This window comes from Streptomyces sp. NPDC032822, assembly GCF_055578825.1.
In genome coordinates this window covers 1,024,047-1,045,930 of record NZ_JBVIOL010000001.1, presented here as the reverse complement: position 1 = coordinate 1,045,930, position 21,884 = coordinate 1,024,047, and the positions used below count along the sequence as shown (strand labels likewise).

The following is a 21,884-nucleotide window of genomic DNA, read 5'->3' as shown; positions in this document are numbered from 1 at the left end:
TGACGTCCCGTCCCGACGCATGGGACACGTCGGTCGGCTGGAAGCACGGACATCATGGCCGGATATCACGGGCTCACCGCCGCAGAAGGGGCTCCTCGATCGCGGCAGGCCGTGGCTCAGGTCGGCCAGACACCAGTTCCCGCAGCTTCTCCCGGGTCTCCGGATCGGTCGAGTACACGATCGTGCCGACCATCCCCCGCGTCAGCAGCACCTTGTACGTGTTCCGAATGAGACGGTCCACATCGGTGTCCGGTGTGGCCTTCTTGAACACCGGGTCCTTGGAGGCGGTGCGGTCGGTGATCCAGCGGTCACCCCGCCAGACCAGGTCCGGGCCGATGATGACGCCGGACCAGTCGTACTCGAACCCCTGGGCGGTGTAGACGCAGCCGATCTGCCCGAATCCCGCAGGGTCGGTGGCCCACAGTGCGGACGGAGGCGCGCCGGAGACCGACCGGTCCCCGCGCAGGTTCCAAGGCCGGGCCCAGCCCCCGATGACGACGTCGGGAGGCAGTGGATCGCCGGGCTTGGGCTCGGGGGACCACCGCCAGCAGTAGCCCGCGGACATCCGTGCACCGTATTCCTCGGCGCGGCGGGCGTCGAGGAACGCCTCCAGTTCTTCAGGGCTGTCCGCGACCAGCAACTGCATGCGGTCGTCGGGCTCCCACACGACCGGTCCGCCGAGCTCCAGGCCAAGGAGCCGGACCACCCAGCGCAGGTAGGCGTCGCTGCCTCCGCAGCGGAACTGGCTTTCCAAGGGGACTACATGGCAGTCGATGCCCCGCTTGGAAGCAGCCTCACGGATTTCGTCCACGGTGCCCATCTCACCGGGACGCACCACTTGGTGCTCGTCGAGGAAGAAGACCGGTACGTGGGCGACGTCGATGAGTTCGTCGATCTGTGCCCTGCCGGTCCGCAGGTCCGCGCGGGTGTAGCGGTTGGCGGAGGTCTCCCGGATACGGTGCGCCTCGTCACAGATCAGGGCACCCAGGCTGTTCTTCTCCGTGGTCATGAAGCTGTTGAAGTACCTGAAGAGATCCTGGACTTCCCGTTTCCGGGAGCCGGCCACCTTGCGCATCGTTTTGGTGAACGACTGCGAGCCGGTCGCGTGGACAGCGGCCACGCCCCTCCGGTAGAGCTCGCCGAGCAGTTGGAGCGCGATCACGCTCTTCCCGGTACCGGGGCCGCCGGTGACGATGACGACTTCCTTGTGGTCGGCGCGCTTCGCCCTCTCCACCGCGTTGAGCACCATGCGGTAGGCGACCTGTTGCTCATCGAGGAGGACGAACTGCTGTCGCTCCCGCACTTCCTGAGCCGCCACGGACATCAACTGCTTCGACGGCACGGTGGCACCCGCGAGCAGTTCGTCCGCCGCACGGGCCCCGGGATGCTTGTCGCTCAGCTTCGACCGGAGGTGGTCCAGGAACGCACCGCGACGCTCCCCCGTGAAGAGCAGTCCCTGCCCATCGCGCTCGATCTCCCGCAGCCCCGCCACTCCGAACTCGGTGGCGTTGTGAAGGAAGGCCACTCCGTGAACCCGCTCGCCGTGCTCGGCCACCGCGCCGTTGAAGTTGACCAGGTAGTCGCAGTATCGCCCCACCTGCTCGATCGGGTTGAGCACGGGATGCGCGTAGGCGTCGACCAGGCACAAAGTGGGGTCGTCCTCGTGCGGATCCGCCTGGCTCCACTGCTTCAGCTCCACCACGACGTAGGACGGCTCCTGCGTGACCGGGTGCACTCCGGCGAGGACGACGTCGGCACGCTTGCTGTTCAGCGGGAGCGCGTACTCCAGCATGACCTCGACGTCGCCCAGGCCGGCGTCGTTGAGCGCGGCGGCCAGGATGGGGATGCTGCGCTCCCAGGAACGCAACTCCGAGGTTCCGGGCCCATAGCCGTGCATGTGGATGAACTGTTCGGTGAGGTGCAAGAACAGTGAACCGTCGAGTGCCATGACGGCGACCGTTTTCGCGGACGCGCGGAACAGCAAGAACTTCCCCCAGGCAGCACGAAGAGACTCGTGCGGGTGGGGGCATGTCCTTCGAGACTCCACCGGAGTGGAACGGAAGCCCGTCGGGCCGCGTTGGCGATGTGTCTGAGGATACCTGGCGCTACTCCCAGTCCTATGGGTGGTAGCCAGCAGCGACAGCGGACGCCGTACCCAGTTTCCTGGTGTTCGGATACTGGAGTGCCTGACATACGTCTTCTCACGCCGACACAGAACCCTTCCAAGGTGGCAGTGCTGATTGCGAGTTGGACGGTCCTGCGCAACGACGAAGCCTCTGGTGGAGGGACTCTGTCGGGGATCTTGGGTGGGGGATCACTTTCCTTGGCGCCACCACAAGGGGCGGGGGAAGCCGTGCGACACAAGGTATTGCTGAAACGCTGTCGGTGGGCAAGGGCGGTGGGTGTCGTTCTGGGGATCTTGTTCGGTAAGGCGTTCGTTGTTCACGGCGATCGCGGTCAGGACGTGCCGGACGTGAGTCTTGGGCAGGCCGTGGTACCGGCGATGGCGCGCCCGGTGGCCGAGGGCCAACTCAGCGATGGTGCCTTCGACTCCGGAGCGCACGGCGTAGAGCCGGCGCCAGGAGGGGTCCTACTGGTCGGCGCGGCTACGTGCCTGGAGTTCATGCAGTTGTTGGGGAAGGAAGTAGACCGTGCGGGCAGCACGGCCGCGGGCGCATGACGACCGGGCCGGGCAGGGGTCACAGTGGCGGGGGCGGAAGCGGGCGGCGATGTAGGGGGGCCTGAGCCGGAGCCTCCGCCCAGCTCATGGTGGCCTGGCCGCGTGGGCAGGTGACCTGCCGGTTCGCGAAGTCGATGGTGAAGTCGTCGCGGGCGAAGCCGGTTTGCTCTTTGTGTTGCCACTGTCCGCTGGCCTTGACCGGTCCGATGAGGGTGACGCCGTAGGTACGGTCGGCCTGGTCGAGCAGGGCCACTGAGAGGTAACCGCCGTCCAAGAGGTGCTGGGCAGGGAGAAGACATCGCTTGTTCAGGCGGGTGTGGATGCTAGGCACGGCCGTGGTGTCCCGGGTCGGCACGGTGGTGGCCACGTCAGTGATCACATTCGGGCGGTCGGAGTCGCAGGTTTCCGTCACATGCAGCAGGTAGCCGCCCCACCGTGTGTTCCCGCGCAGCGCAAAGCGGGTGTCCAGGTCATAGGGCGAGCGGATCTGTCGGCCGCCCGGCGGGAAGCCGTCCTTGCCGGCGCGCGGCCGCGCTCATCGACGATGAACTCCTGTACCAGGATCTGCCGCAGCACCTCTCGTGCGGGACCGGTGGCCCGGTTGGGAGCCCGGGTGCGGGCCAAGGCGAGCAGCGCGTGGGCATCGGCGCCGGCTTGGGTCAGCCGCGCGATCGGGTGGCTGGGCTGGGAGCACAGGCGCACCGGGCGCCCTTAGCGTTCGGCCCATTCGGCGGTGACCAGGGGATCGAGTAACTCGGGAGCGTCACGGGCGAGTTCCTCCAGGGCGGCTCGGACCGCTTCGAGAACCAGTTCCAGGCGCGTCAGATCACGGGCCGCGGCCAGGACGTGGGTGAAGTCGGTGCACTGTCGGCCTCGCTGCCTGACCAGCCCGGCCGCCGCAAGTCGTGCCAGGGCCAGGTCAAGGAGTTGGTCGGCATGGTCGCCCTGGGCGAGCAGGTCACGGAAGTCGCCCAGCACACTGTGGTGGAAGCCGGGATCGTCCAGCTCCAGGTCCAGGGCGCTGGTGGGCAATTGGGGCTGGTTGAAGAGTTTGGCGATGCCGTCGGCGCCCTGGGCGCCGCTCTAGTCGATGGTGACGACGAGGCATTCGAACACGGGGATGCCCGCGTCGTGCAGGACGACGTAGTACCCGTTGGAGCAGCCCGACGGCGGCACATCGTCCAGCTGGTCGGGGTCGACCGCAGCGATCTTACTGGTGCGGCGGTGGCCGAGAAGGAGTAGGTGGTCCACAGCTTCGGCTGGCGGTTTCGTCATCGATGGACACGTTCGGGTACGGGGCGTGCAGCTACGAACCTCACCGGCCGAAGGCCGGTCGTGGGGCCGACCGCCTCCGCTGGGAGGAAGCATTGGACCTGCTGGAGCCCCGGCTCCCTCGTTATCCGCAGCCAGGGGTGGTCAAGATCCAGGCAGTAGTGCAATGACGGTGGACTGGACGAGTTGGGCTGCGGCCAGGAGGTTGGGGAATCCGCCGCAGCGCTCGACGAGGTTCTGGAGCATGTAGCGCAGGGTGCCGGGGTCCCGATCGGGTTCGTCCAGACGCGGGGTGATCATGGCGAGGTCGCGCAGGGCAGCATCCACCTCGGGGTACTGGTCGCGTAGTTCCTCCAAGCGCCGTCGAAGATCGTCGATGCTCTCGCGGGCCTTGTCTACGGCTTCGTTAGTGATTTTGTTGGTCTGGCTGACGTGCTGGGAGAACGCCGCGGCTTGGGCGGGTCCGGTCATGTTGCCGGTGTTGATGATGCCGAAGTTGGGTCCGTTGGGAACCGGATCGGGCTGGCGGCGGATAGTCACGCGGGGCTCCTGGTGGGGGTACGGGTCAGTTGGTCATGGAGGGGTTGTTGGAGAACGGCGTGGCCTGGACGGGGCCAGCCATGGTGCCGCCGTTCATGACGCCAAAGTTGTAGATCGCAGTGGCCTGTTGCTGGTAGGCGGCGATGTCGACGTTGTGGTCGCGCAGGAAGTTCTCGGTGGAGTCGAAGACGCGACGCTGCATCATCTGCACGTAGTATCGGGCGTCGTCATTGGTGTGCATGTCCTCGATCCAGCGCACGCTGTAGACCTCGCGGAGGCTGACCGGTCCGCTGCCTGGGTCGAGTTCGGGGCGTTTGCGGGCAGTGCGGCGTATGAATCGGTCGGCTCCGATGTAGATGTCACCGAGAGCGTTGAATGCGGTGCGGGCGAGCCATCTCAGGCTGTGTGGGGCGGCGGGCTTAAGATCGGCGACCCTCGGGTTGAGCGGGCCCATGATGTGCGGCCGGACGGTGACGCGCAGAAAGCCGCCCTGGTAGGCGAGGTGAATCAGGACGGCGGCGATGAGATCGCCGTTCCAGGCGGTGACCCTGGCCCAGATGTAGCGTCGGGCGATCTCCTCGGCGGGCTTGTCGCCGATGTTGTCTTCGGCGAGAGCGTGCACAGTGCACCAGGCGTCGTCACCTATCTGGTCCCAGCGTGTGTAGTGGATGCCGGCGATGCCGCTGACCTGTGTGCGCGGGATGGGGTGATCGCGGTGATGAGCGGGCGCCGGGTCGTCCAGTCGGCGCGCAACATGCGTGTGCAGTTGGGCCACGGTGAAGTGCTTCAGTGGCTTGCGGGCCACTGGTTTGTTGTGCTGAGCCAGAGCGTCCAGAACGGCTTTTGCCACCTCGGCCATGTCGGGCTGGCTGTGGCGTTGTGCCGGCGAATCGAGTCCCAGAGGCGCCCCGGGGTCGTCGTCTCCGACATCCTGGTTCTCCGGCGCAGGCTCGACGTCGATGCCGATGACCGCAGGTGGCCATACCTGAAGACCCGCTCCGAGGAAGCGGTCCCGGTCGCCACTGTCGCGGCGCTCCCGGAGATACGGCAGAGCGTAAGCCTGAAGGGCTGTCGGAGCCGCGTGCAGATCACCGGCCAACAGGGCGTTGAGGCGCTTCTGTGCCAGGTAGCGCTCGACCAGGTACACACCCCACACCCCGACGACCAAGGTGAGGGCAGCCCACCCCACCGTCAGAGTGCCGACGATGGCCTGCCAGACGGCAACCGCGACCACTCCAGCGACAGTCGCTCGCCGTTTACGCATATGGCGTATTGCGCAGTCGGAGGCCTCCACCACGGGCTCCTGGTGGAAGCCGTACACCGGCACCGGCCGCTTCGACTTCTTGATCCTCCGCCGAACCCAGACCGCATAGTCCTCACCCACCACGACCGACGGCGGTACCGGCCCAGAGGAGCCAAGGGCCTTCTCCGCTTCCTTGGGAGGAAAGAGCCACCGAAACCGCTTCCTGAAGGCTGCCTTCAACTCCTTCCACAGCCGGGCCAGTTCGGCGCGTAACACGGCCAGCCAGTCCGTACGGGCGAAGGCCGCAGCGCTCAACCGGCGGGTGATCCCTTCGGTATAGACCTCATGTTTGACCGCTTCCCGCGCATCGGCCGCAGTCTCTAACGGCACCGCTGGTGCTGAAAAGACAGACTGATGCTCCGCGTAGGACAAGTCCCCCACCCCCGTGTCTCCGATGCCCCACCGCTACACCTGAATACGGCGGACGCAGAGGGGCATCGTCCTCGCACATGGCAAGCGCTGCCATATCGCAAACCCACACAAGTGGCGCACTGGGGTATTCGGATCGAACAATGACCGAAAGGCACCTCCCTGCCGTGGATTTACCGACGACACAGACGGCGTTCCGCCGGAACCCGGGCATCGGGCCTCACCGGGAGCGCGGCCGTGCCTGTGCTGGCTGTTGCGTGGCAGGAGCACAGGAGGCCACCCCATGACCCCGGCCGACGCCGCAGAACTGCTCACCCTGTGCGCCGCGTTCGACCGCCGCGCCATCGGTGAATCCGACGCCCCCGCATGGGCGTATGCCCTGCGCGACATCCCGCTCGACGACGACACCCGAGACGCCGTCGCCGACCACAACGCCGCACCGAGGCATGGATCGCCCCCGCCCACGTGCAAGATCCGCGCCGGCCGGCGCACGCAGCGGATCGAGACCGCCCACCCGGTCTACGACGGCCACCCCGACGAGTCCTCGGTCGAGTTCACCGAGCGCCGCCGCGCCCAGCTCACCGCCGCAGCCGGCGGCGCCCTGCCCACACGCACGATCGGGCAGGCCCTCGACGCCGCCCCGCCGCGGGAAGTGCTCGCCCTCGCCGCCGGCGTCGGGCGCAGTGTCGACGACGAGCCGCGCCCGTACGTGAACGAGGAGACCCGAGTCACCATCCGCAAGACGTTGCCTGGCCGCCAAGCCTCGCTCGTCGGCTCGCCGTCGCTTGCCCGCACGAGCAGTGCCGCGCCGCCGTCCGCCGCCTGTGCAAGTCCTCGCGCGGCGTCGAACTGCGCACCGGCGTTCACGGTGCCCGGCGTGATGCCTACGCGACCGCCTGCGCCACGTGCCCGGAGTGCAACGCCGAACCCGGCCAGCCATGCACCGCGGCCAAGCCGCACCCCGCCCGTATCCGTGCCGTACGGGAGGTCGAGGCCGCATGACCCGCCGCCGACACCACGCCCGGGAGACCACCCGCAACACCGACACGTTCCGGTCAACCGCCACATGGCCGCACAACGGGCCCCCGGCGATCTGCCAGAACTCCGACGGCCCTCGCGTCCGCCGTCGCGCTGCCGAGTGGGCCGACCAGGGCGCGCACGTCGTCGCCGAACACCACCGCAGGGGCCGGTGGCGCAACGTCGACACCCTCGACGGGCCCGCCCTGCGCCGAGCTGCTGCCGAGCAGCGCGACCGCGTCGAGTCCCAACTCGCCGAGGAGATTGCCGCGTTCTGCGAGCGCGTCCTCGACTAGCACACCGAGGACGAGCAACACCGCCTCGCCCGCCTGATGGCCACCCCGCCCGCCCCGCGCGAAGTCCGCGCCCGACACACCGACGGAGGACTCCGCCGATGACCCCGAACGCCGCCCGAGCCGCCCTCGCCGCGCACCTGACGGGCACCCTCGAACTACCGCCGCACCGCGCCACGGTCACCGCATCCGAGCTGCTCGACCGCCTCACCGCCGAGGGGTGGGAGATCAACACCACCTCGGCCGCGCGACCGGCCGCGCCTCGCGCGCGGGAGACCTCGCGCGCTCGGCGCCTCGTCGCTCGCCTGCTTACCCGGCGCGTACATGACGTTCGTCAACTTGCGGACGAAGAAGGGACGCGCGCCCGATGACCGCCGACCACGTCGCCGAGCTCGTGCTGCTGCACGTCACCGCCTCGGGCGTACCGCTCGGCCGGCTCGACCCGGGCCCGTTGCAACGACCAATTGAACTCGCCCAGTACACCTCGTTCAAGCTCGCCGAGCACCTCGACCGCGACGGCATCGCAGCCTCCATCGGCTCGGTCGGCGACGCATACGACAACGCCCTGATGGAATCCACGATCGGCCTCTACAAGACCGAGCTGATCAAGCCCCGGCGGCGCTGGAAGACGCTGGCCGAGGTCGAGTCGGCCACCTCCGAATGGATCGACTGGTACAACTTCCGCCGCCTGCACGGTGAGATAAGCCACGTCCCGCCAGCTGAATACGAAACCAGCCGCTACCAGACAACCCAGAAACCCCAGGTCACAACCGCGATCTAGAGTCTCCGACAAACCCGGGGCGGTTCAGCCTTCGGATTCGAACCCGAGACCTGCGCATTACGAGTTGTCCGATCTTGATCCACCGGCTTCCACAGGCATCCACCGCGAGAACACAACAGCTGGTCAGTGTTGGTGTCGGACGACCACGGACCAAGGTGGACCACCCCAGATTCCCCGCCAACTGAGACCACAACTGAGACTGAGGAGTCTTGAGACCACTGGCTCCTGCAGAGAGCGTGCCCGGCCTCGCCATCAACGATCGTGTCAGCGACGAAGTCCCGATTCCATGCAACTCTCGCCGCCGCTCAGCCGATACTGACCCAACATGGGCAACGCGTACGCTCCGTGCTGGAGAGCGAGACATCCAGCCGGCCTGCAGAGGGGACCGAGATGGTGGCACGCAGTAGGCCGTCGGGCAGAGAAGGGTCAACGGTCACCGTTCGCCACGAGAGTCGGCGGGTCCTGCGGTGACGGACTTCACCTTCCAGGCATTAGGGGCCGGATCCGTCGCCGCCCATCACATCGGGACAGCGATCACCGGCCCGGTCAACGTTCTGACGGCCGAGTTGCTGAACTCGGCGCGCGATGTCCAGGCCCCTGCCGGGCTCACCAACCTGCCGCCGCTCCCCCTGTGTTTCGGCCGCACGAGCGAGCTGGACTGGCTGCGCGGCACGCTCGGGCAGCCGGCCGCCGGGACTGCCGTCGTCCAAGGCCTCGGCGGCGTCGGCAAAAGCACCCTCGCGCTGGCGTACGCCCACAGACACCGTCGCGACTACACCGTGATGTGGTGGATTGCCGCCGCATCACCCGACCACATCGAGCAATCGCTGGCCGACCTCGCTCTGCGGTTGATCCCCGTGTGGGCCGGCAACGCCTCTACTGAAGAACGCGCCGCCTGGGCGACGTTGTGGCTGCAGTGGCATCCGGGGTGGCTGCTGATCTTCGACAACGTTGAGAATCCGGCCGATCTGCAGCCCTACGTCAGCACGCCTAACGGCCACGTCATCGCCACCAGCCGACGATCAGCTAGCTGGCCGACCTCCGTCGCAACGCTGGCACTCGACGTACTCGACCTGGCTGCAGCGAGTGATCTCCTCTGTAGCCAGGTGCTCGGCGCGACTTCGCCGACCCACCGTCAGATACAAGAGACCCGGGCCCTCTCAGCCGATCTGGGGCAGCTTCCCATCGCCCTGATGCAGGCCGGCGCCTACCTCGCGCAGAACCCGACGATCAGCATTGAACGTTACCGCCGAAGGCTGATAGGCGCGTTGGACAAGGCTCCCGAAGGTGTAGACCCAGAGCGCACCGTCGCCCGGATCTGGCGCCAGACGATTAGCACCCTCACGGAGCGCAACCCCCTGGCAGTCCGCGTCCTGTCCACACTGGCATGGCTGGCCCCCGACGACATCCCAGTTGGACTGCTGACCCCTATCACCGACGACAGCGACGACCTTCACGAAGCCCTAGGCGTGCTTGCTGTCTACTGCATGGTCTCCCTCACCCAGGACTCGGTGAGCATCCACCGCCTCGTCCAGACCACACTCCGGAACCAGCCGCCCATCGGTGACAGCGCGCCAACCGGCAGGCTAGAGGCCGAACGGCTGCTGAGCGCCGCGGTCGCCCCCATGGGAGAACCGCCCGACTCTGGCCGGTCCCCCGCCTGGGATCGGCTCCTCCCGCACCTCGTGGCGCTCGCGGCCACCACTCCTGACGGACACTCTGACACCTTTCCCGCCGGACGGTACGCGAGCGCTGCAAGGTATCTCCAGGGCCTCGGTCATGACGCCCGCGCCGTTCCGCTGCTCACGGCGGCCCTCACCCGCTGCGAAGTGCTCGCCGGCGCCGAGCACGAACTCACCCTGAAGGCCCGCGCGAACCTGGCCAACGCCTACCACAGAGCCAGCGACTTCGAACGGTCCATCGCCATCCTCGAACCGTTGGTCGCCCAGTGCACCCAGGTACTCGGCGACTCGCACCCGGGGACGCTGACTGTCGCCTTCAACCTTGCCAACTCGTACTGTGAATACGGCGATCTGGCCCGTGCCATCACACTTCACGAGGAGACGTTGTCCCGGCGTAGGCACGCGCTTGGCAATGATCACCTCGACACTCTCGTCAGCTGCGAGGAACTGGCCCGCGCCTACCATGCATCCGGCGACTTGGATCGTGCTGTCTCTCTGCATGAGGCCACACTCACGCAGTACCAGCGACTCCTAGGACCAACCCACCCTGCCACGCTGACCAGCCAGCATGGTCTGGCGGCGGTCTACCTCGCTTCAGGCGACCTGTCCCGCGCCATTCCGATGTACACCGCCGTCTTCGTGCAACGGCAGCAGGCCCTCGGCGACGGCGATCCCGAAACCATCACCAGCCGGAACAACCTTGCCTACGCCTATCTGACCGCCGGACGCCCCGACAAGGCAGCGCAGCACCTCGAGACGGCCCTGGCCCGATGCGAGGAGGTATACGGTGAGGCGTACCCAGAGACCATTGCCATCCGTGCGAACCTCGGCTGCGCCTACCGGGACGCTGGAGACTCCACCCGTTCGCTTCCATTGCTGGAGACCGCGGCCGCGCAGAGCGCCCACCTCCTCGGCGACGCCCATCCCCAGACCCTGACCACCAGGAACGGGCTGGCGCAGGCGTACCAGACCGCTGGCCACGCTGGACGGGCAATCGCCCAGTACGACACCATCCTCAAGCACCGTGCGGCGTTGCTCGGCGAGACCCACCCCCATACCCTCGCCACCCGAAGCGGCCTCGCGAATGCCCGCCTCGCGGCGGGCGACCCGGCTCGCGCCGTCCCGCTGTTCGAAACCGTCGTCGCCCAGTGCGAGCAGGTCTTCGGCGAGTCCCACCCGGACACCCTGTCCAACTACATCGGCTTGGCCGACGCACTGCGCCAGACCGACGATGCGGCACGGGCAGTGTCCCTCTCGGAGTCAACGCTGGAACGGTGCATCCGTTCGCTCGGCGAGGAGCATCCGCACACCATGGTGTGTCGGAGCAACCTGGCCATCGCACACCTCACGGTCGGTGACGCCCCGCGCGCCGTCCAGGTCCTCGAAGCCGCCGTGCGCAACGCCAGCCTCATCCTCGGCGAAACGCACCCGCATACGGTCACCAGCCGGACGAACCTGGCCGCCGCTCACCTGGAGTCCGACAACGCGGCACAGGCCGTCGCCGTCCTGGAGGATGTCCGCGCCCAGCTGGAGGCCGAACGAGGCCGCGTCCACTCGCAAACACTTCACTGCACCGCCATGCTGGCCCGTGCCCTCGGCGGGTCCGGCGACCTCGCCCGGGCGACCGAACTGCTGGAATACAGCGTTACGCTCACCGAGAAGGAACTCGGCGTCACCCACCCAGACACACTCAAGCAACGGCAGTACCTAGCTGAGATCTACCGGGCCAACGACCGACCCGACTTGGCTGTGCCGCTGTACGAAACCAACCTCACTCACTGGCAGCAGACCCTCGGCGACCACCCGAATGTCCTGAGCGCCCAACTCACCCTGGCGGACACCCACCAGGAAGCTGGTGCACACCAAAAGGCGATCGCCGTCTATCGCGTAGCCCTCGGCCGGATCGAGCCCACCCTAGGCCCGGAGAACCCCCTCGTCGCACAGATCCGCGCAAGGATCGACGCAGCCGAGTACGCCACTTCGAGGTCTGACCGTTAGTACTCCATTGAAGCTCTCCGTCTGCCTGGTCAGCGGCCTGGCAGTCGGGAGCGTAACCAGGCCGCGACAGGGGCAGGAAGATCTTCGCTTGGCTCGCGTGGAGTGAGGCCGGCCGATCGTCCGCGAATGCAGAGTTGCCGCGTGCGCGCTGGCTGGGCGGCCTAGTCTGATGCCCTGGCCTCAGTCAATGACAGGATTTCAGGGGTAGATTGTGGAAGCGGAGATCGTGCAGTTTTTGGAGCAGGCAGGGCCGTATCTAGGCGCGGCTCTGGGTGCCTATGGCGCGGGGGTACTGGCCCGAGCTGAGGACGCTGCGGTGGGAGCCACGGCGAACGCAGGGCGCAGTATTTTGCACGCGGTCTGGCGCCGCCGGAGCCCGGCCGCACGCCCGGAGCTGGAGGCGGCGGTGCGTGAGGCGGCCGAGGAGCCGGGGGACACCGATGCTGCAGCCGCGCTGCGTCAGCAGATCAAGCGGACACTAAGGAAAAATCCGCAGTTGCTTGCCGAACTGGCCGCCCAGCTTCCCCCTGCCGGTGCGGTGACGATCACCGCGTCCGGTGAACGGTCTATCGCCGCACAGACAATCGGCACGGCCGTCACTGGAGACAACACAACGATCCGTCCGTAACCCCGCCCCCATCCCGAACTCGGCGCCGGTTCCACCGCCTCGGGTCACCAGCCCGTGGCAGCAAACCGAATCGAAGCTGCCACCTGCTACGAACTGTCGCGGTGTCGACGCTGGTCATCGTTGAGCGCCCTTCCGCTGTCTGGGAGGGCGCTCGTGCGTGAACACCGCACAATGAGTTTTTCGATCTTGCTCCGGGGGCGTCCGTAGTTATCCGCAAGACGGGCCCCTTCCCTGGCCAGGGAGGCTTTCAGCTCCCGGTGGATGGCTGTTGGACTACCCCGGAATGAGGCGCCGGTGAGACCACAACCGAGACCGCCGCTGGGGCCGGGGCAGCGGGCATCGACCGCTCAGGCCGCAGACAGGCGTACAACGGACGTGATCTGCAGGTAGATGCACCGCCCTCCGGGCCCTCCAACAGCCGCAGGAGAACTCTGGAACGAGCTTCTTCGTGGCAGGCCAGGCGACTTCGCCAGGACACCATTGGTCCCCTACATCCGAGTATGCTGAGATGCATTCTTAGCGTCTTCCACGAGAGGAGGTTCAAGTGACTCACGGCCGCGATATAAAATCTCAGCCCCGTGCGGCCGAGCAAGAACTAGAACGCCTGCTACTTGCGATTGACCATCAGATAGCAGTAACCAGCACCGAATATGCTGAAGCTAAAGAGCGCCTACATGTTCTCAGCTCAGCACTCTCGAAGGGATTTGAGTCAAGAGTATACGTCAATGGCAGCATTGCGCATGGTGACGCCCTGAGTCCACTCAACGATGTAGACCTAGGGGTTATTCTCAGGGAACCTTGGGCCACTAATGAGCGACACCATAGCCCAAGTAGAATCATGAAACACACATGTGAAGTCATCGAGGATTTGGCGGGTGGACACTACCCGGGACTTTCCGCAGACTTCACCGACCAAAAGCGCGCAGTCGTCGTTAATTTTGGATCGAACGCAAGGAAACAACGTTACAAATTCACGGCAGATGTGATCGTAGCTCTTGATAATATAGAGGGTGCCGGGGTATTTATCCCAAACCTCCAACGGAACGCGTGGGACAGGTCAGACCCCATCAAGCATAGCGAAATGATCAGGCAAGCAAATTTTGCAACGAATTCATCGTTTAACGCTGTAGTCCGGATCGTCAAGCAATGGAATCGTAAGGCTGAACAACCGCTCTCATCGTGGAATATCAAGGCATTGGCTCTTTCCTGTATCGTGCGACCCACGCCTCTACTGGAAGGAGTGCAGTCCTTCTTCCACCATGCGAGGGACTCTCTAAACCATGGACTCACTCCAGACCCCGCCGGAATTGGCTCACCCATCGGATTGGAGAGACAGAAAGACGAAGTCCTTGCACGTTTGGATGACGCCTGTAGAGTGCTCGACAGAGCAATCAAAGATGCCGTCTCCGGAAATTTTCCCGAAAGTCGCAAATCGATTCAGGGGCTTCTTCTGACGCCTCAGATCCCAATGAGTTCTTAGCGAAGGCTGCTCAGTGAGCCCAAAGCCAGCACGTCAACGACGCAAAATTGGCACACGCCCCAACCTAAAGGAAATTGAGAAACGGCGAGTTTGGGTCCGTTCCGGCGGTCGATGCGCGATCTGCAATAGAGACCTACTGGATGGAAATCTGACGGACGAACCCGTTTCGCTTGGCGAGCTGGCGCACATCGTGGGACAGCAGCAGTCCGATGCTTCCCCTCGCGGGCTGACTAACTACCCAAAGGAACAGAGAGATCTGGCGGACAACATAATCCTTGCATGCGGAGAGTGTCATGCAGAGATTGATGACCCCGTCACCCTGAACATTTTTACAGTACAAAAGCTCGTCGAAACAAAGCGCAATCATGAGGAGCGAATTAAGCATGTAACAGGCCTCGGGGGTGACCGTAGAACCGTGGTTCTACGAATGATTGGACAGCTACGTGGAAGCCCTCGGGAACTCGCGCAGAGAACAGCATCAGAAGCAGTAGTTGCATCAAGCGATCGATTCCCGTACTTCAAACTCTCATATGATCGCCATGGGCTAGAAATCGATCTAAGGCAATTGCCAGGAGAATACGCAGACGCCAAAGATGTAAATTCAGCACCAACAGCAGAATACTACGGTTCCGCCAAAACCATGATTGATGAAGTCGTCGATAACAAGCTAAACGACGGATTGAGGAAAGGGCACGTAGAGCACGTGAGTGTCTTTGCGTACGCGCGACTTCCACTGCTCGTTTATCTGGGTCGAAAGCTAGGCGATGGATACGGTATCGACTTCTATCAACGTCAGCAAACTACTAACTCATGGATCTGGCCCAACCTGAAGCCTCCTGTCGAGTTCGACATCGCCTTACCTCCGGTCGCTAACGGCACTGAAGCGATCCTGCTGGCAAGCATCTCCGGAACAGTCCATGAGACTGAAATTCCTCAACACTTGAAGCATTATCCAGTGTTTCGCATGTACCCTATAAATGAGACTCCTTCCGGTGGGATTATGGACTCAAGAGATACGCTCGAAAATCTTCGCGTGACGTATCGGAGATTTTTCGGCGAACTTGAGAGGCGCCACAAGAATATCGTCCGCCTACATCTCTTTGGCGCTCTACCGATCTCTGCCGCGATCACTTTGGGTCGAGTACGCGATCCAGTAATTCAACCCTCGATCGTCACATATGATCTTGTAGACCACGGTTCCTACGAACAAGCCATAGAAATTCGATAAGTCCAGTAGACCCGAGAAAGTATCGAGCTTTGCAGTGCTCGGCCATAGCGTGTTCGGAGCAGGCTGTCCACATGCAAGCTAGCTCGGCAGGGATGACTTATCACCCTAAAAATTACCAAGAGCGATAGGCAAGCCCCGCCGTCGGAGCCTGACAGCGTTAAGCGCCAGAACGGGCAACAACGTCAGCTGGCAGAGGTCGGCTCTCAAAGCCCTCAGCACAAAGCCGCTCGTAGGCAGCCACGACGGGCCCTGGCATAGACTGTTCAATAGCCGATCCCCGGCCCGGGAATACAAGCACACGTTGTAGAGCGCCCACGATCATGTCAATCACCATAAGGCCATTCCCGATGGAGTCGGCGTACTCTTCCAAGCCCATCGGCGTGGACGCACACACGACGTCGACATCAGCCCAGAGCTTCCTCATCATGGCGTACGAGCGTCGTTCAGCCCTGTCCGAGGGACGTTTCACCGCCCAACGCGGCAAGCCCCCGAAAGACCAGAAAGAGCCTCCGCCGCAGCTCAGAGGCCCTTTCCCAAGCAAAGTTGCAGGTGGCGACAGACGAGCCGGGCCGTACGCCGGGTTCTGTTTCCGAGGGGACCTCACGATCCCCCCGGCGACGGCCATCCATCTAGGGCCGGCGTTGCCGTCGGCCTCGTGCGGTCTACCCGGGGACTCGGGCGGGCAGCCCTCGAACGTCCTCGCAGAGTCGCGTGTTACGGCGGCTCCTTTTGACCTTGCTCCGGGTGGGGTTTACCTAGCTGCCCAGGTCGCCCTGGGCACTGGTGGTCTCTTACACCACCGTTTCACCCTTACCGGGGACCGAAATCCCCGGCGGTTTGTTTTCTGTGGCACTGTCCCGCGGGTCACCCCGGGTGGCCGTTAGCCATCACCCTGCCCTGTGGAGCCCGGACGTTCCTCGGGGAACCCTGTGAGGGGTTCCACGCGGCCGTCCGCCCGGCTCGTCTGCCGTGTGGACCATGCTACCGGGCGGGTGCCCGAGGCAGGACCAGAAGCAGGACCAGAGGCCGGACCCGAGGCCGTCGCCAGTACCGAGCCCGCCAGGATGAGGGTGAAGGCCGCCACGATGCCTGCCGTCAGCGGCTCGTCCAGGAAGACTGCTCCCGCTGCCACCGCTACCGCCGGATTGACGTACGTGAAGACCGTCGCCCTGGTCGGGCCCGCCTCCTTGATCAGTTCCAGGAAGGCGACGAAGGCGATGGCGGTGCAGACCGCGCCCAGGGCCGCCAGCGCGACCAGGACGGACGGCGAAGGCATCGCCGACGGCCGGGTCAGCACCGCCGCGGGGGCGTAGACCAGGGCCGCGAGGGCCAGGCAGGGGGCGATGAGCTGGAGGGTGGGGACGTCCTTCAGGTAGCGCGCGGCGATCAGGGGGGCCGTCGCGTAGCCCACCACCGTCACCAGTACCTCGGCCAGCGACTTCGCGTCCCCGCCGGTCAGGTGCGGGACCGTGAGGACGGCTACGCCGGCCAGGCCCAGGCCGAGTCCGGTCACCCGCTTCGCTCCCAGCCGCTCCGTGTCGCCGAAGAAGCGGGCCAGGGCCACGCCGACGATCGGGACGCCGGCGATGAGCAGGCCCGCCGTGGAGCTGGACAGGTGGCGTTCGGCGTCGGTCAGGGTCCACCAGGGGCCGATGATCTCGATGCACGCGAAGGCCAGCATCGGGCGCCAGTGGGTTCGCACGGTGGTGGACAGGCCGCCCTGGCGTATCGCGAAGGGCAGGAGCAGTGCCGCGCCCAGCGCGCAGCGGGTGAACACCACCATGGAGGGGGACAGGGGGGCGTCCACCGCTACCTTGATCAGCAGGTAGGGGATGCCCCAGACCACTCCCATCAGGGAGAACAGGAACCAGCCGCGTGCAGTCATGCGGTCATGGTCGCGTCGTCAGCGGCGGCCGTCTTGAACGCTGTTGCGGTACGCCGCCGGGGTGACGCCGAGGACGCGTCGGAACCAGCGGGTGAGGTGTGCCTGGTCGGCGAAGCCCACCAGGGCCGCCACCTCCGCCGGGCGCAGGCCCGATTCCAGCAGGCCGCGGGCCCGGTTCACCCGGTGCTGGGCGAGCCAGGCGTACGGCGGTATCCCCATCGTCGTGCGGAAGGCGCGCAGGAGTTGGTAGCGGGACAGGCCCAGGTCGGCGGCGAGCAGGGCGAGGGAGGGTGGCTCCAGGAGGTCGTCGGCGAGGCGGTCGCGTACGGCGTGGGCGATGCGGGCGGCGCCGGGCACGGTGTCGCTCGCCGCGCGGGCCGTGGAGTGGCGGCGGGCGAGCGCCGTGAGCAGCCAGGGGAGGCGGGACTCGGCCTCCAACGGGTCGGGGCAGGTGCTGAGTTCGGTGTGGGCGAGGCGGAGCGCGGTGGCGAGTTCGGGGTCGTCGAGGAGGGGCTCGCGGAAGTACGGGAGGCCTCCGACGGTGCCGTCGGTGAGGAGGGAGGGCTCGGGGTACAGGGCGCGGTAGGCGTAGCCGTCGGAGGCTGCGGGGCGGCCGGTGTGCATCTCGCCGGGGGCGAGTACGACGAGGGAGCCCGGGCCGGGGCGGAGGTGGCCGCCCCGGTAGTCGATGACCTCGGAGCCGCCGACGCAGATGCCGATGCTGAACTGCTCGTGGGCGTGCGAGGCGTAGACGTGCCGGTCGAAGCGGGCCGTCAGGAGATCGAGTGGTGGGCCGCAGCGGCCCAGCCGCGCTCTGGTCCACAGTGCCTGCTCGCCCATGACACACCCCCGTTCCCCTGTGCTCCAACACTCGCCGGCCCCGATTCCATACCGCCCAAGGCGCTCGCTTGACCCTGCCGCAACGTCAACGTTTCTACTGGTCCCATGCGGATCGGAGAACTCGCCGCCGCGGTCGGTGTCACCACCCGGGCCGTGCGGCACTACCACCATCAGGGGCTGTTGCCGGAGCCCGAGCGGCTCGGCAACGGCTATCGGAGCTACACGCTGCGGCATGCCGTCGTGCTGGCCCGGATCCGGCGGCTGACCGAGCTGGGGCTCGGGCTGGCCGAGGTGCGGGACGTGCTCGCGGAGGACGCCGGTAAGGATCTCGTCGAGGTGCTCGGTGAGCTGGACGAGGATCTCGCCCGGCAGGAGGCGGCGATCCGGGAGCGGCGGGGCCGGCTGCGGGCCCTCCTGGAGCAGGAGGGCCCGGCCGGTGCCGAGGGGCCGGTGTCGCCGGAGCTCGCCGCGCTGTTCAGCGAGGTGGGGCAGGTCTCCGACTCGCCCATGGCGGCCAAGGACCGCGAGATCCTCGCGTTGATCGACACCTCGGCGACGCCCGAGGACCGGGCGCGGATGATCGGCCTGCTGGGCAGTGCCTTCGCCGCCCCGGACGGGGCCGGGCGGGCCCGCACCGCCTATGCGCTGCTCGACGCGCTCGTCGACGCCGAACCGGCCGATCCCCGGGTGGAGGAGGCGGCCCGCGCCCTGGCCGACTGTCTGCCTCCCGAGATCGTCCCGGAGGGGGAGATCGACGCCGACAACAGCTTCCTGCGCGCGCTCTACGCGGACTTCGCGCCCGCGCAGGCGGAGGCGGTCCGCCGGACGCTGCGGATCCTCACCCGGCGTGGCGAGGAAGAGGGAGAGGGAGAAGGGGGCAGGAGATGAGGACCGTGTACGTGCTCGTCCTGCACGAGGTGCGGATGCTCGCGAGTCTGGTGCTGTGGGCGGCCAGGAGGACCCACGGCGTCGCGGGCGGCGGGCGGGCCTTCGGGTACGCCCGTGGGCAGGGCGCCATGATGTTCGGGTTCGCGTTCGTGTGTGTGGTCGAGTCGTTGACGATGTCCGTGCTGCTGCGCGGCCATCCGGCCGTGCACCGGGTGTGGCTCGCCCTGGATGTGTACACCCTCGTCCTCGTCGTCGGACTGCACGCGGCCAACGTGGTCCGGCCGCATGTCCTCGACGCCGGCTCGCTGCGGATCCGCCGTGGCGTGCACGTGGATCTGCGTGTCCCGCTCTCCTCGGTCGCGGGCGTACGCCGCGAGATGCGGGCCACTCATGAGCGCGCGGCGGGTGAACTCGACCTCGCCGTAGGGGCGCAGACCTCCGTCACGATCGAACTCGCCGAGCCTGTCGTGCACGTGAGTTTTCTCGGGCGTCGCCGGGACGTCCGTCTGGTGCGCGTCCACGCCGACGACGCCGACGCGCTCGTACACGCCGTCAGGCAGGCGCGAAGCGCACTCTCGTCCGGGAGTCCTGGGATCCCGGCCCCGGATCTGCCCGCGTGAGCCGTACCCGCAGCCGCTCCCCCAGCGGCAGCGGGGCTCCGCCGCCCTCGATGCGAGCGATGATCGCCGGGGTCTCCAACTGCACGGTCCCGACGGCAGGTCGGCGTTCCTCGACGTCCACCACCCAGCCGTCGAACTCCTCCCCCACCCGGTCCTTCAGCAGGGCGGCCTCGACGATGTCGACGCAGCCGCGTTCGGCGGCCCCGGCGCGACGGCCGCCGTCCGCCATCTCGCCGTGCAGGGCGTCGAGGGCGGCCAGGACCCAGTCGGGCGGGGGCCGGTCGGCTGCGGCGGCGAGGCAGATCTCGGAGGCGTAGCGGTCGACGAGGCGGCGGAGGGGGGCCGTGCAGTGGGCGTAGGGGGCGGCCACGGCGGCGTGGGTGGTGATGTCCGGGAGGGCGCCGTCGCGGAAGGGCGTGTAGCCGGCGCCGCGCAGGAGGGTCGTGCACTCCTGGAGGAAGGCGGCGTGGGACGGGCGGTGCGGGTCGAGGGAGCGGACGAGTGCGGCGTAGGAGACGTGGTGCGGCCAGTCGATGTGCAGGGCGTGCGCGGTGCGGCGGAGGCGGCCGACGGCGCCGTCGGGGGCGGCGGGCAGGGTGCGGAGTACGCCGGTGCCGTGGGCAATCATCAGGTCCGCTGCCGCCATGCCTGTGAGCAGGGAGATCTGGGCGTTCCAGCCCTCGGCGGGGAGCGGGGCGCGGTACGTCAGCTCGTAGGTCCCCTCCCGTTCGACGATCTCCTGTTCGGGGACGTTCAGGGAGATCCCGCCGCGCTCGACCTCCAGCGTCTCCCGGAGCCGGCCCACCTCGGCCAGCAGCGCGAGCGGTTCCTCGGCACGACCGGAGTCGATCTCCTTCTGTACGCCCGCGTAGTCGAGCTTGGCCCGGCTGCGGACCAGGGCGCGGTGGACGTCGACGGCGTGCGTGCGGCCGTCCGCGTCGAGGTCGATCGTCCACAGCACGGCCGGGCGGACCCGGTCCGGGAGGAGGCTCGCGGCGCCCTCGCTGAGCAGGGGCGGGTGCAGCGGGGTCTTCTCGTCGGGGAAGTAGAGGGTGGTCACCCGACGGTGGGCCTCCGCGTCGAGCGCCGACCCGGCTGTGACGAAGGCGGCGACGTCGGCGATGGCGTACCGGACGCGGTAGCCGGCGCCCTGCCGGGTCAGGTGCATCGCCTGGTCCAGGTCGGTGGACGTGGGCGGATCGATGGTGAGGAAGGGGAGGTCCGTGGCGTCGTGGTGGGGCGGGAGAGCGGGGGCCTTCGCGGCTCGCTCCGCCTCGGCGAGTACCTCGGGCGGGAAGTCGGCGGGCACGCCGAGTTCGGTGCGCAGTGCGGTGAAGGCGGCCCGGAGGGGGGCTTCGGGGGCGCCGGTCACGCGGATGTGGCGGCGGGGCATACAGCGAGCGTAGGTCCCAGGCCCTGACGTGGCACGCCGTACGCTGTTCCGGAGCTTCGCAGCGCCCCACAGCGCTCCGCTCTCCCCCACGCGCCTTACCGAAGGAGATCCACCCGTGCTCGTCCTGCTGCCGCCCTCCGAGGGCAAGGCATCCTCCGGTCGCGGCGCCCCGCTGAAACTGGAGTCGCTGTCACTGCCGGGGCTCACCGCCGCCCGCGAGGCCGTCCTCGACGAGTTGGTCGACCTGTGCGTCGGCGACGAGGACAAGGCCCGCGAGGTGCTCGGGCTGAGCGAGGGCCTGCGGGGCGAGATCGCGAAGAACGTGGAGCTGCGGACGGCGGGCGCGCGGCCCGCCGGGGAGATCTACACCGGCGTGCTCTACGACGCTCTCGGCCTGGCCACCCTGGACGCCGCCGCGAAGAAGCGCGCCGCCCGCTCGCTGCTCGTCTTCTCGGGGCTGTGGGGCGCGGTCCGCGTGACCGACCGCATCCCCTCCTACCGCTGCTCGATGGGGGTACGGCTGCCCGGGCTCGGCGCGCTGGGCATGCACTGGCGTACGCCGATGGCGGCGGCGCTGCCCGAGGCGGCCGGGGCCGGGCTGGTGCTGGACCTGCGGTCCTCGGCGTACGCGACGGCGTGGAAGCCGAAGGGTGAGGTAGCCGGGCGGACGGCGACGGTGCGGGTGCTGCACGCGCCGACCCGGAAGGTCGTCAGCCACTTCAACAAGGCGACGAAGGGGCGGATCGTCCGCAGTCTGCTGTCGGCCGGGATCGCGCCCGAGGGTCCGGCGGAGCTGGTGACGGCGTTGCGGGATCTCGGGTACGAGGTGGAGGCCGAGGCGCCCACGAAAGCGGGAGCCAAGGCGTGGGCGCTGGATGTGCTGGTGGACGAGGTTCACTGAGCACCTGAACGGAACACCTGAACAGCATCGGTTGCAGCATGCGCAACGCCCTTTGCGCATGCTGCACGCCGCGGGCAGGATGACGG

Annotated in this window: 19 protein-coding genes, 1 other RNA gene and 2 pseudogenes; 11 read left to right on the top strand and 11 right to left on the bottom strand. The window is 67.0% G+C overall.

Annotated elements, in window-relative coordinates; translation table 11 throughout:
• Positions 1-73 precede the first annotated feature (73 nt).
• From ACZ5VD_RS04890 to ACZ5VD_RS04860, 7 genes and pseudogenes are all read right to left on the bottom strand, one after another.
• Complete coding sequence (locus ACZ5VD_RS04890; RefSeq protein WP_468680742.1) at positions 74-1,984, bottom strand: DNA/RNA helicase domain-containing protein; 1,911 nt, start codon at positions 1,982-1,984, stop codon at positions 74-76.
• Between the two features lie 330 nt (positions 1,985-2,314).
• Positions 2,315-2,731 (bottom strand): annotated as a pseudogene (locus ACZ5VD_RS04885) (transposase).
• The gene (locus ACZ5VD_RS04880; protein ID WP_468680740.1) at positions 2,700-3,047 is read right to left on the bottom strand and encodes a hypothetical protein; all 348 of its coding nucleotides are present in this window, start codon (positions 3,045-3,047) and stop codon (positions 2,700-2,702) included. The pseudogene ACZ5VD_RS04885 and the gene ACZ5VD_RS04880 overlap by 32 nt, the downstream one beginning before the upstream one ends.
• A gap of 344 nt (positions 3,048-3,391) precedes the next feature.
• Positions 3,392-3,712: a transposase gene (locus ACZ5VD_RS04875; RefSeq protein ID WP_468680738.1), complete on the bottom strand. Its 321-nt coding sequence runs from the start codon at positions 3,710-3,712 to the stop codon at positions 3,392-3,394.
• A gap of 51 nt (positions 3,713-3,763) precedes the next feature.
• Complete coding sequence (locus ACZ5VD_RS04870) at positions 3,764-3,955, bottom strand: hypothetical protein (RefSeq protein ID WP_468680736.1); 192 nt, start codon at positions 3,953-3,955, stop codon at positions 3,764-3,766.
• Between the two features lie 141 nt (positions 3,956-4,096).
• The gene (locus ACZ5VD_RS04865) at positions 4,097-4,492 is read right to left on the bottom strand and encodes a hypothetical protein (RefSeq protein WP_468680734.1); all 396 of its coding nucleotides are present in this window, start codon (positions 4,490-4,492) and stop codon (positions 4,097-4,099) included.
• Between the two features lie 25 nt (positions 4,493-4,517).
• Positions 4,518-6,167, bottom strand: a complete 1,650-nt coding sequence (locus tag ACZ5VD_RS04860; RefSeq protein ID WP_468680732.1) for a hypothetical protein — start codon at positions 6,165-6,167, stop codon at positions 4,518-4,520.
• Between the two features lie 363 nt (positions 6,168-6,530).
• Between ACZ5VD_RS04860 and ACZ5VD_RS04855 the strand changes: the two genes are divergently transcribed.
• The 8 genes from ACZ5VD_RS04855 to ACZ5VD_RS04820 all read left to right on the top strand — a co-directional run bounded on the left by ACZ5VD_RS04855 (position 6,531) and on the right by ACZ5VD_RS04820 (position 15,271).
• Positions 6,531-7,166: a zinc finger domain-containing protein gene (locus ACZ5VD_RS04855; RefSeq protein ID WP_468680730.1), complete on the top strand. Its 636-nt coding sequence runs from the start codon at positions 6,531-6,533 to the stop codon at positions 7,164-7,166.
• Positions 7,163-7,477, top strand: coding sequence for a hypothetical protein (locus tag ACZ5VD_RS04850; protein ID WP_468680728.1), 315 nt, complete (start codon positions 7,163-7,165; stop codon positions 7,475-7,477). The genes ACZ5VD_RS04855 and ACZ5VD_RS04850 overlap by 4 nt, the downstream gene beginning before the upstream one ends.
• Positions 7,478-7,575: 98 nt before the next feature.
• Positions 7,576-7,845 carry a hypothetical protein gene (locus tag ACZ5VD_RS04845; RefSeq protein WP_468680726.1) on the top strand — a complete coding sequence of 90 codons (270 nt, stop codon included), beginning with the start codon at positions 7,576-7,578 and terminating at the stop codon, positions 7,843-7,845.
• On the top strand, positions 7,842-8,255 hold the full coding sequence (locus ACZ5VD_RS04840) for an integrase core domain-containing protein (RefSeq protein ID WP_468680723.1): 414 nt from the start codon (positions 7,842-7,844) through the stop codon (positions 8,253-8,255). Before ACZ5VD_RS04845 ends, ACZ5VD_RS04840 begins: the two co-directional genes overlap by 4 nt.
• 467 nt (positions 8,256-8,722) lie before the next feature.
• A complete protein-coding gene (locus ACZ5VD_RS04835; RefSeq protein WP_468680720.1) occupies positions 8,723-11,935 on the top strand; it encodes a tetratricopeptide repeat protein in 3,213 nt (1,070 codons plus the stop codon).
• A gap of 211 nt (positions 11,936-12,146) precedes the next feature.
• Complete coding sequence (locus tag ACZ5VD_RS04830; RefSeq protein WP_468680719.1) at positions 12,147-12,563, top strand: hypothetical protein; 417 nt, start codon at positions 12,147-12,149, stop codon at positions 12,561-12,563.
• A 544-nt stretch (positions 12,564-13,107) separates the two neighbouring features.
• Entirely contained in the window at positions 13,108-14,043 is a 936-nt protein-coding gene (locus ACZ5VD_RS04825; protein ID WP_468680717.1) for a nucleotidyltransferase domain-containing protein, read from the top strand.
• Between the two features lie 190 nt (positions 14,044-14,233).
• Complete coding sequence (locus ACZ5VD_RS04820; protein WP_468680715.1) at positions 14,234-15,271, top strand: SAVED domain-containing protein; 1,038 nt, start codon at positions 14,234-14,236, stop codon at positions 15,269-15,271.
• A gap of 556 nt (positions 15,272-15,827) precedes the next feature.
• Here ACZ5VD_RS04820 and rnpB read toward each other — a convergent pair.
• The 3 genes and pseudogenes from rnpB to ACZ5VD_RS04805 all read right to left on the bottom strand — a co-directional run bounded on the left by rnpB (position 15,828) and on the right by ACZ5VD_RS04805 (position 17,996).
• Positions 15,828-16,234, bottom strand: an RNA gene (gene rnpB, locus ACZ5VD_RS04815) — RNase P RNA component class A.
• Positions 16,235-16,373: 139 nt separating this feature from the next.
• Positions 16,374-17,156: pseudogene (locus ACZ5VD_RS04810) on the bottom strand (DMT family transporter); the annotation flags it as partial.
• Between the two features lie 18 nt (positions 17,157-17,174).
• Positions 17,175-17,996, bottom strand: a complete 822-nt coding sequence (locus ACZ5VD_RS04805; RefSeq protein WP_468680714.1) for an AraC family transcriptional regulator — start codon at positions 17,994-17,996, stop codon at positions 17,175-17,177.
• Positions 17,997-18,101: 105 nt separating this feature from the next.
• Between ACZ5VD_RS04805 and ACZ5VD_RS04800 the strand changes: the two genes are divergently transcribed.
• Both ACZ5VD_RS04800 and ACZ5VD_RS04795 read left to right on the top strand, forming a co-directional pair.
• On the top strand, positions 18,102-18,884 hold the full coding sequence (locus ACZ5VD_RS04800) for a MerR family transcriptional regulator (RefSeq protein WP_468680711.1): 783 nt from the start codon (positions 18,102-18,104) through the stop codon (positions 18,882-18,884).
• A complete protein-coding gene (locus ACZ5VD_RS04795) occupies positions 18,881-19,504 on the top strand; it encodes a hypothetical protein (RefSeq protein ID WP_468680709.1) in 624 nt (207 codons plus the stop codon). Before ACZ5VD_RS04800 ends, ACZ5VD_RS04795 begins: the two co-directional genes overlap by 4 nt.
• On the opposite strand, the gene ACZ5VD_RS04790 is transcribed toward ACZ5VD_RS04795, so the two are convergent.
• Positions 19,437-20,897, bottom strand: coding sequence for an RNB domain-containing ribonuclease (locus ACZ5VD_RS04790; protein WP_468680707.1), 1,461 nt, complete (start codon positions 20,895-20,897; stop codon positions 19,437-19,439). The genes ACZ5VD_RS04795 and ACZ5VD_RS04790 overlap by 68 nt on opposite strands.
• Before the next feature lie 115 nt (positions 20,898-21,012).
• On the opposite strand from ACZ5VD_RS04790, the gene yaaA reads away from it, so the two are divergent.
• Positions 21,013-21,798: a peroxide stress protein YaaA gene (gene yaaA, locus ACZ5VD_RS04785; protein WP_468680704.1), complete on the top strand. Its 786-nt coding sequence runs from the start codon at positions 21,013-21,015 to the stop codon at positions 21,796-21,798.
• Positions 21,799-21,884 lie beyond the last annotated feature (86 nt).

Coding starts and splice junctions, on each gene's coding strand:
- ACZ5VD_RS04870 (WP_468680736.1), bottom strand. CDS start 3,955: ATGACGAAACCGCCAGCCGAAGCTGTGGACCACCTACTCCTTCTCGGC.
- ACZ5VD_RS04855 (WP_468680730.1), top strand. CDS start 6,531: ATGGGCGTATGCCCTGCGCGACATCCCGCTCGACGACGACACCCGAGA.
- ACZ5VD_RS04850 (WP_468680728.1), top strand. CDS start 7,163: ATGACCCGCCGCCGACACCACGCCCGGGAGACCACCCGCAACACCGAC.
- ACZ5VD_RS04845 (WP_468680726.1), top strand. CDS start 7,576: ATGACCCCGAACGCCGCCCGAGCCGCCCTCGCCGCGCACCTGACGGGC.
- ACZ5VD_RS04840 (WP_468680723.1), top strand. CDS start 7,842: ATGACCGCCGACCACGTCGCCGAGCTCGTGCTGCTGCACGTCACCGCC.
- ACZ5VD_RS04805 (WP_468680714.1), bottom strand. CDS start 17,996: ATGGGCGAGCAGGCACTGTGGACCAGAGCGCGGCTGGGCCGCTGCGGC.
- ACZ5VD_RS04800 (WP_468680711.1), top strand. CDS start 18,102: ATGCGGATCGGAGAACTCGCCGCCGCGGTCGGTGTCACCACCCGGGCC.
- ACZ5VD_RS04795 (WP_468680709.1), top strand. CDS start 18,881: ATGAGGACCGTGTACGTGCTCGTCCTGCACGAGGTGCGGATGCTCGCG.
- ACZ5VD_RS04790 (WP_468680707.1), bottom strand. CDS start 20,897: ATGCCCCGCCGCCACATCCGCGTGACCGGCGCCCCCGAAGCCCCCCTC.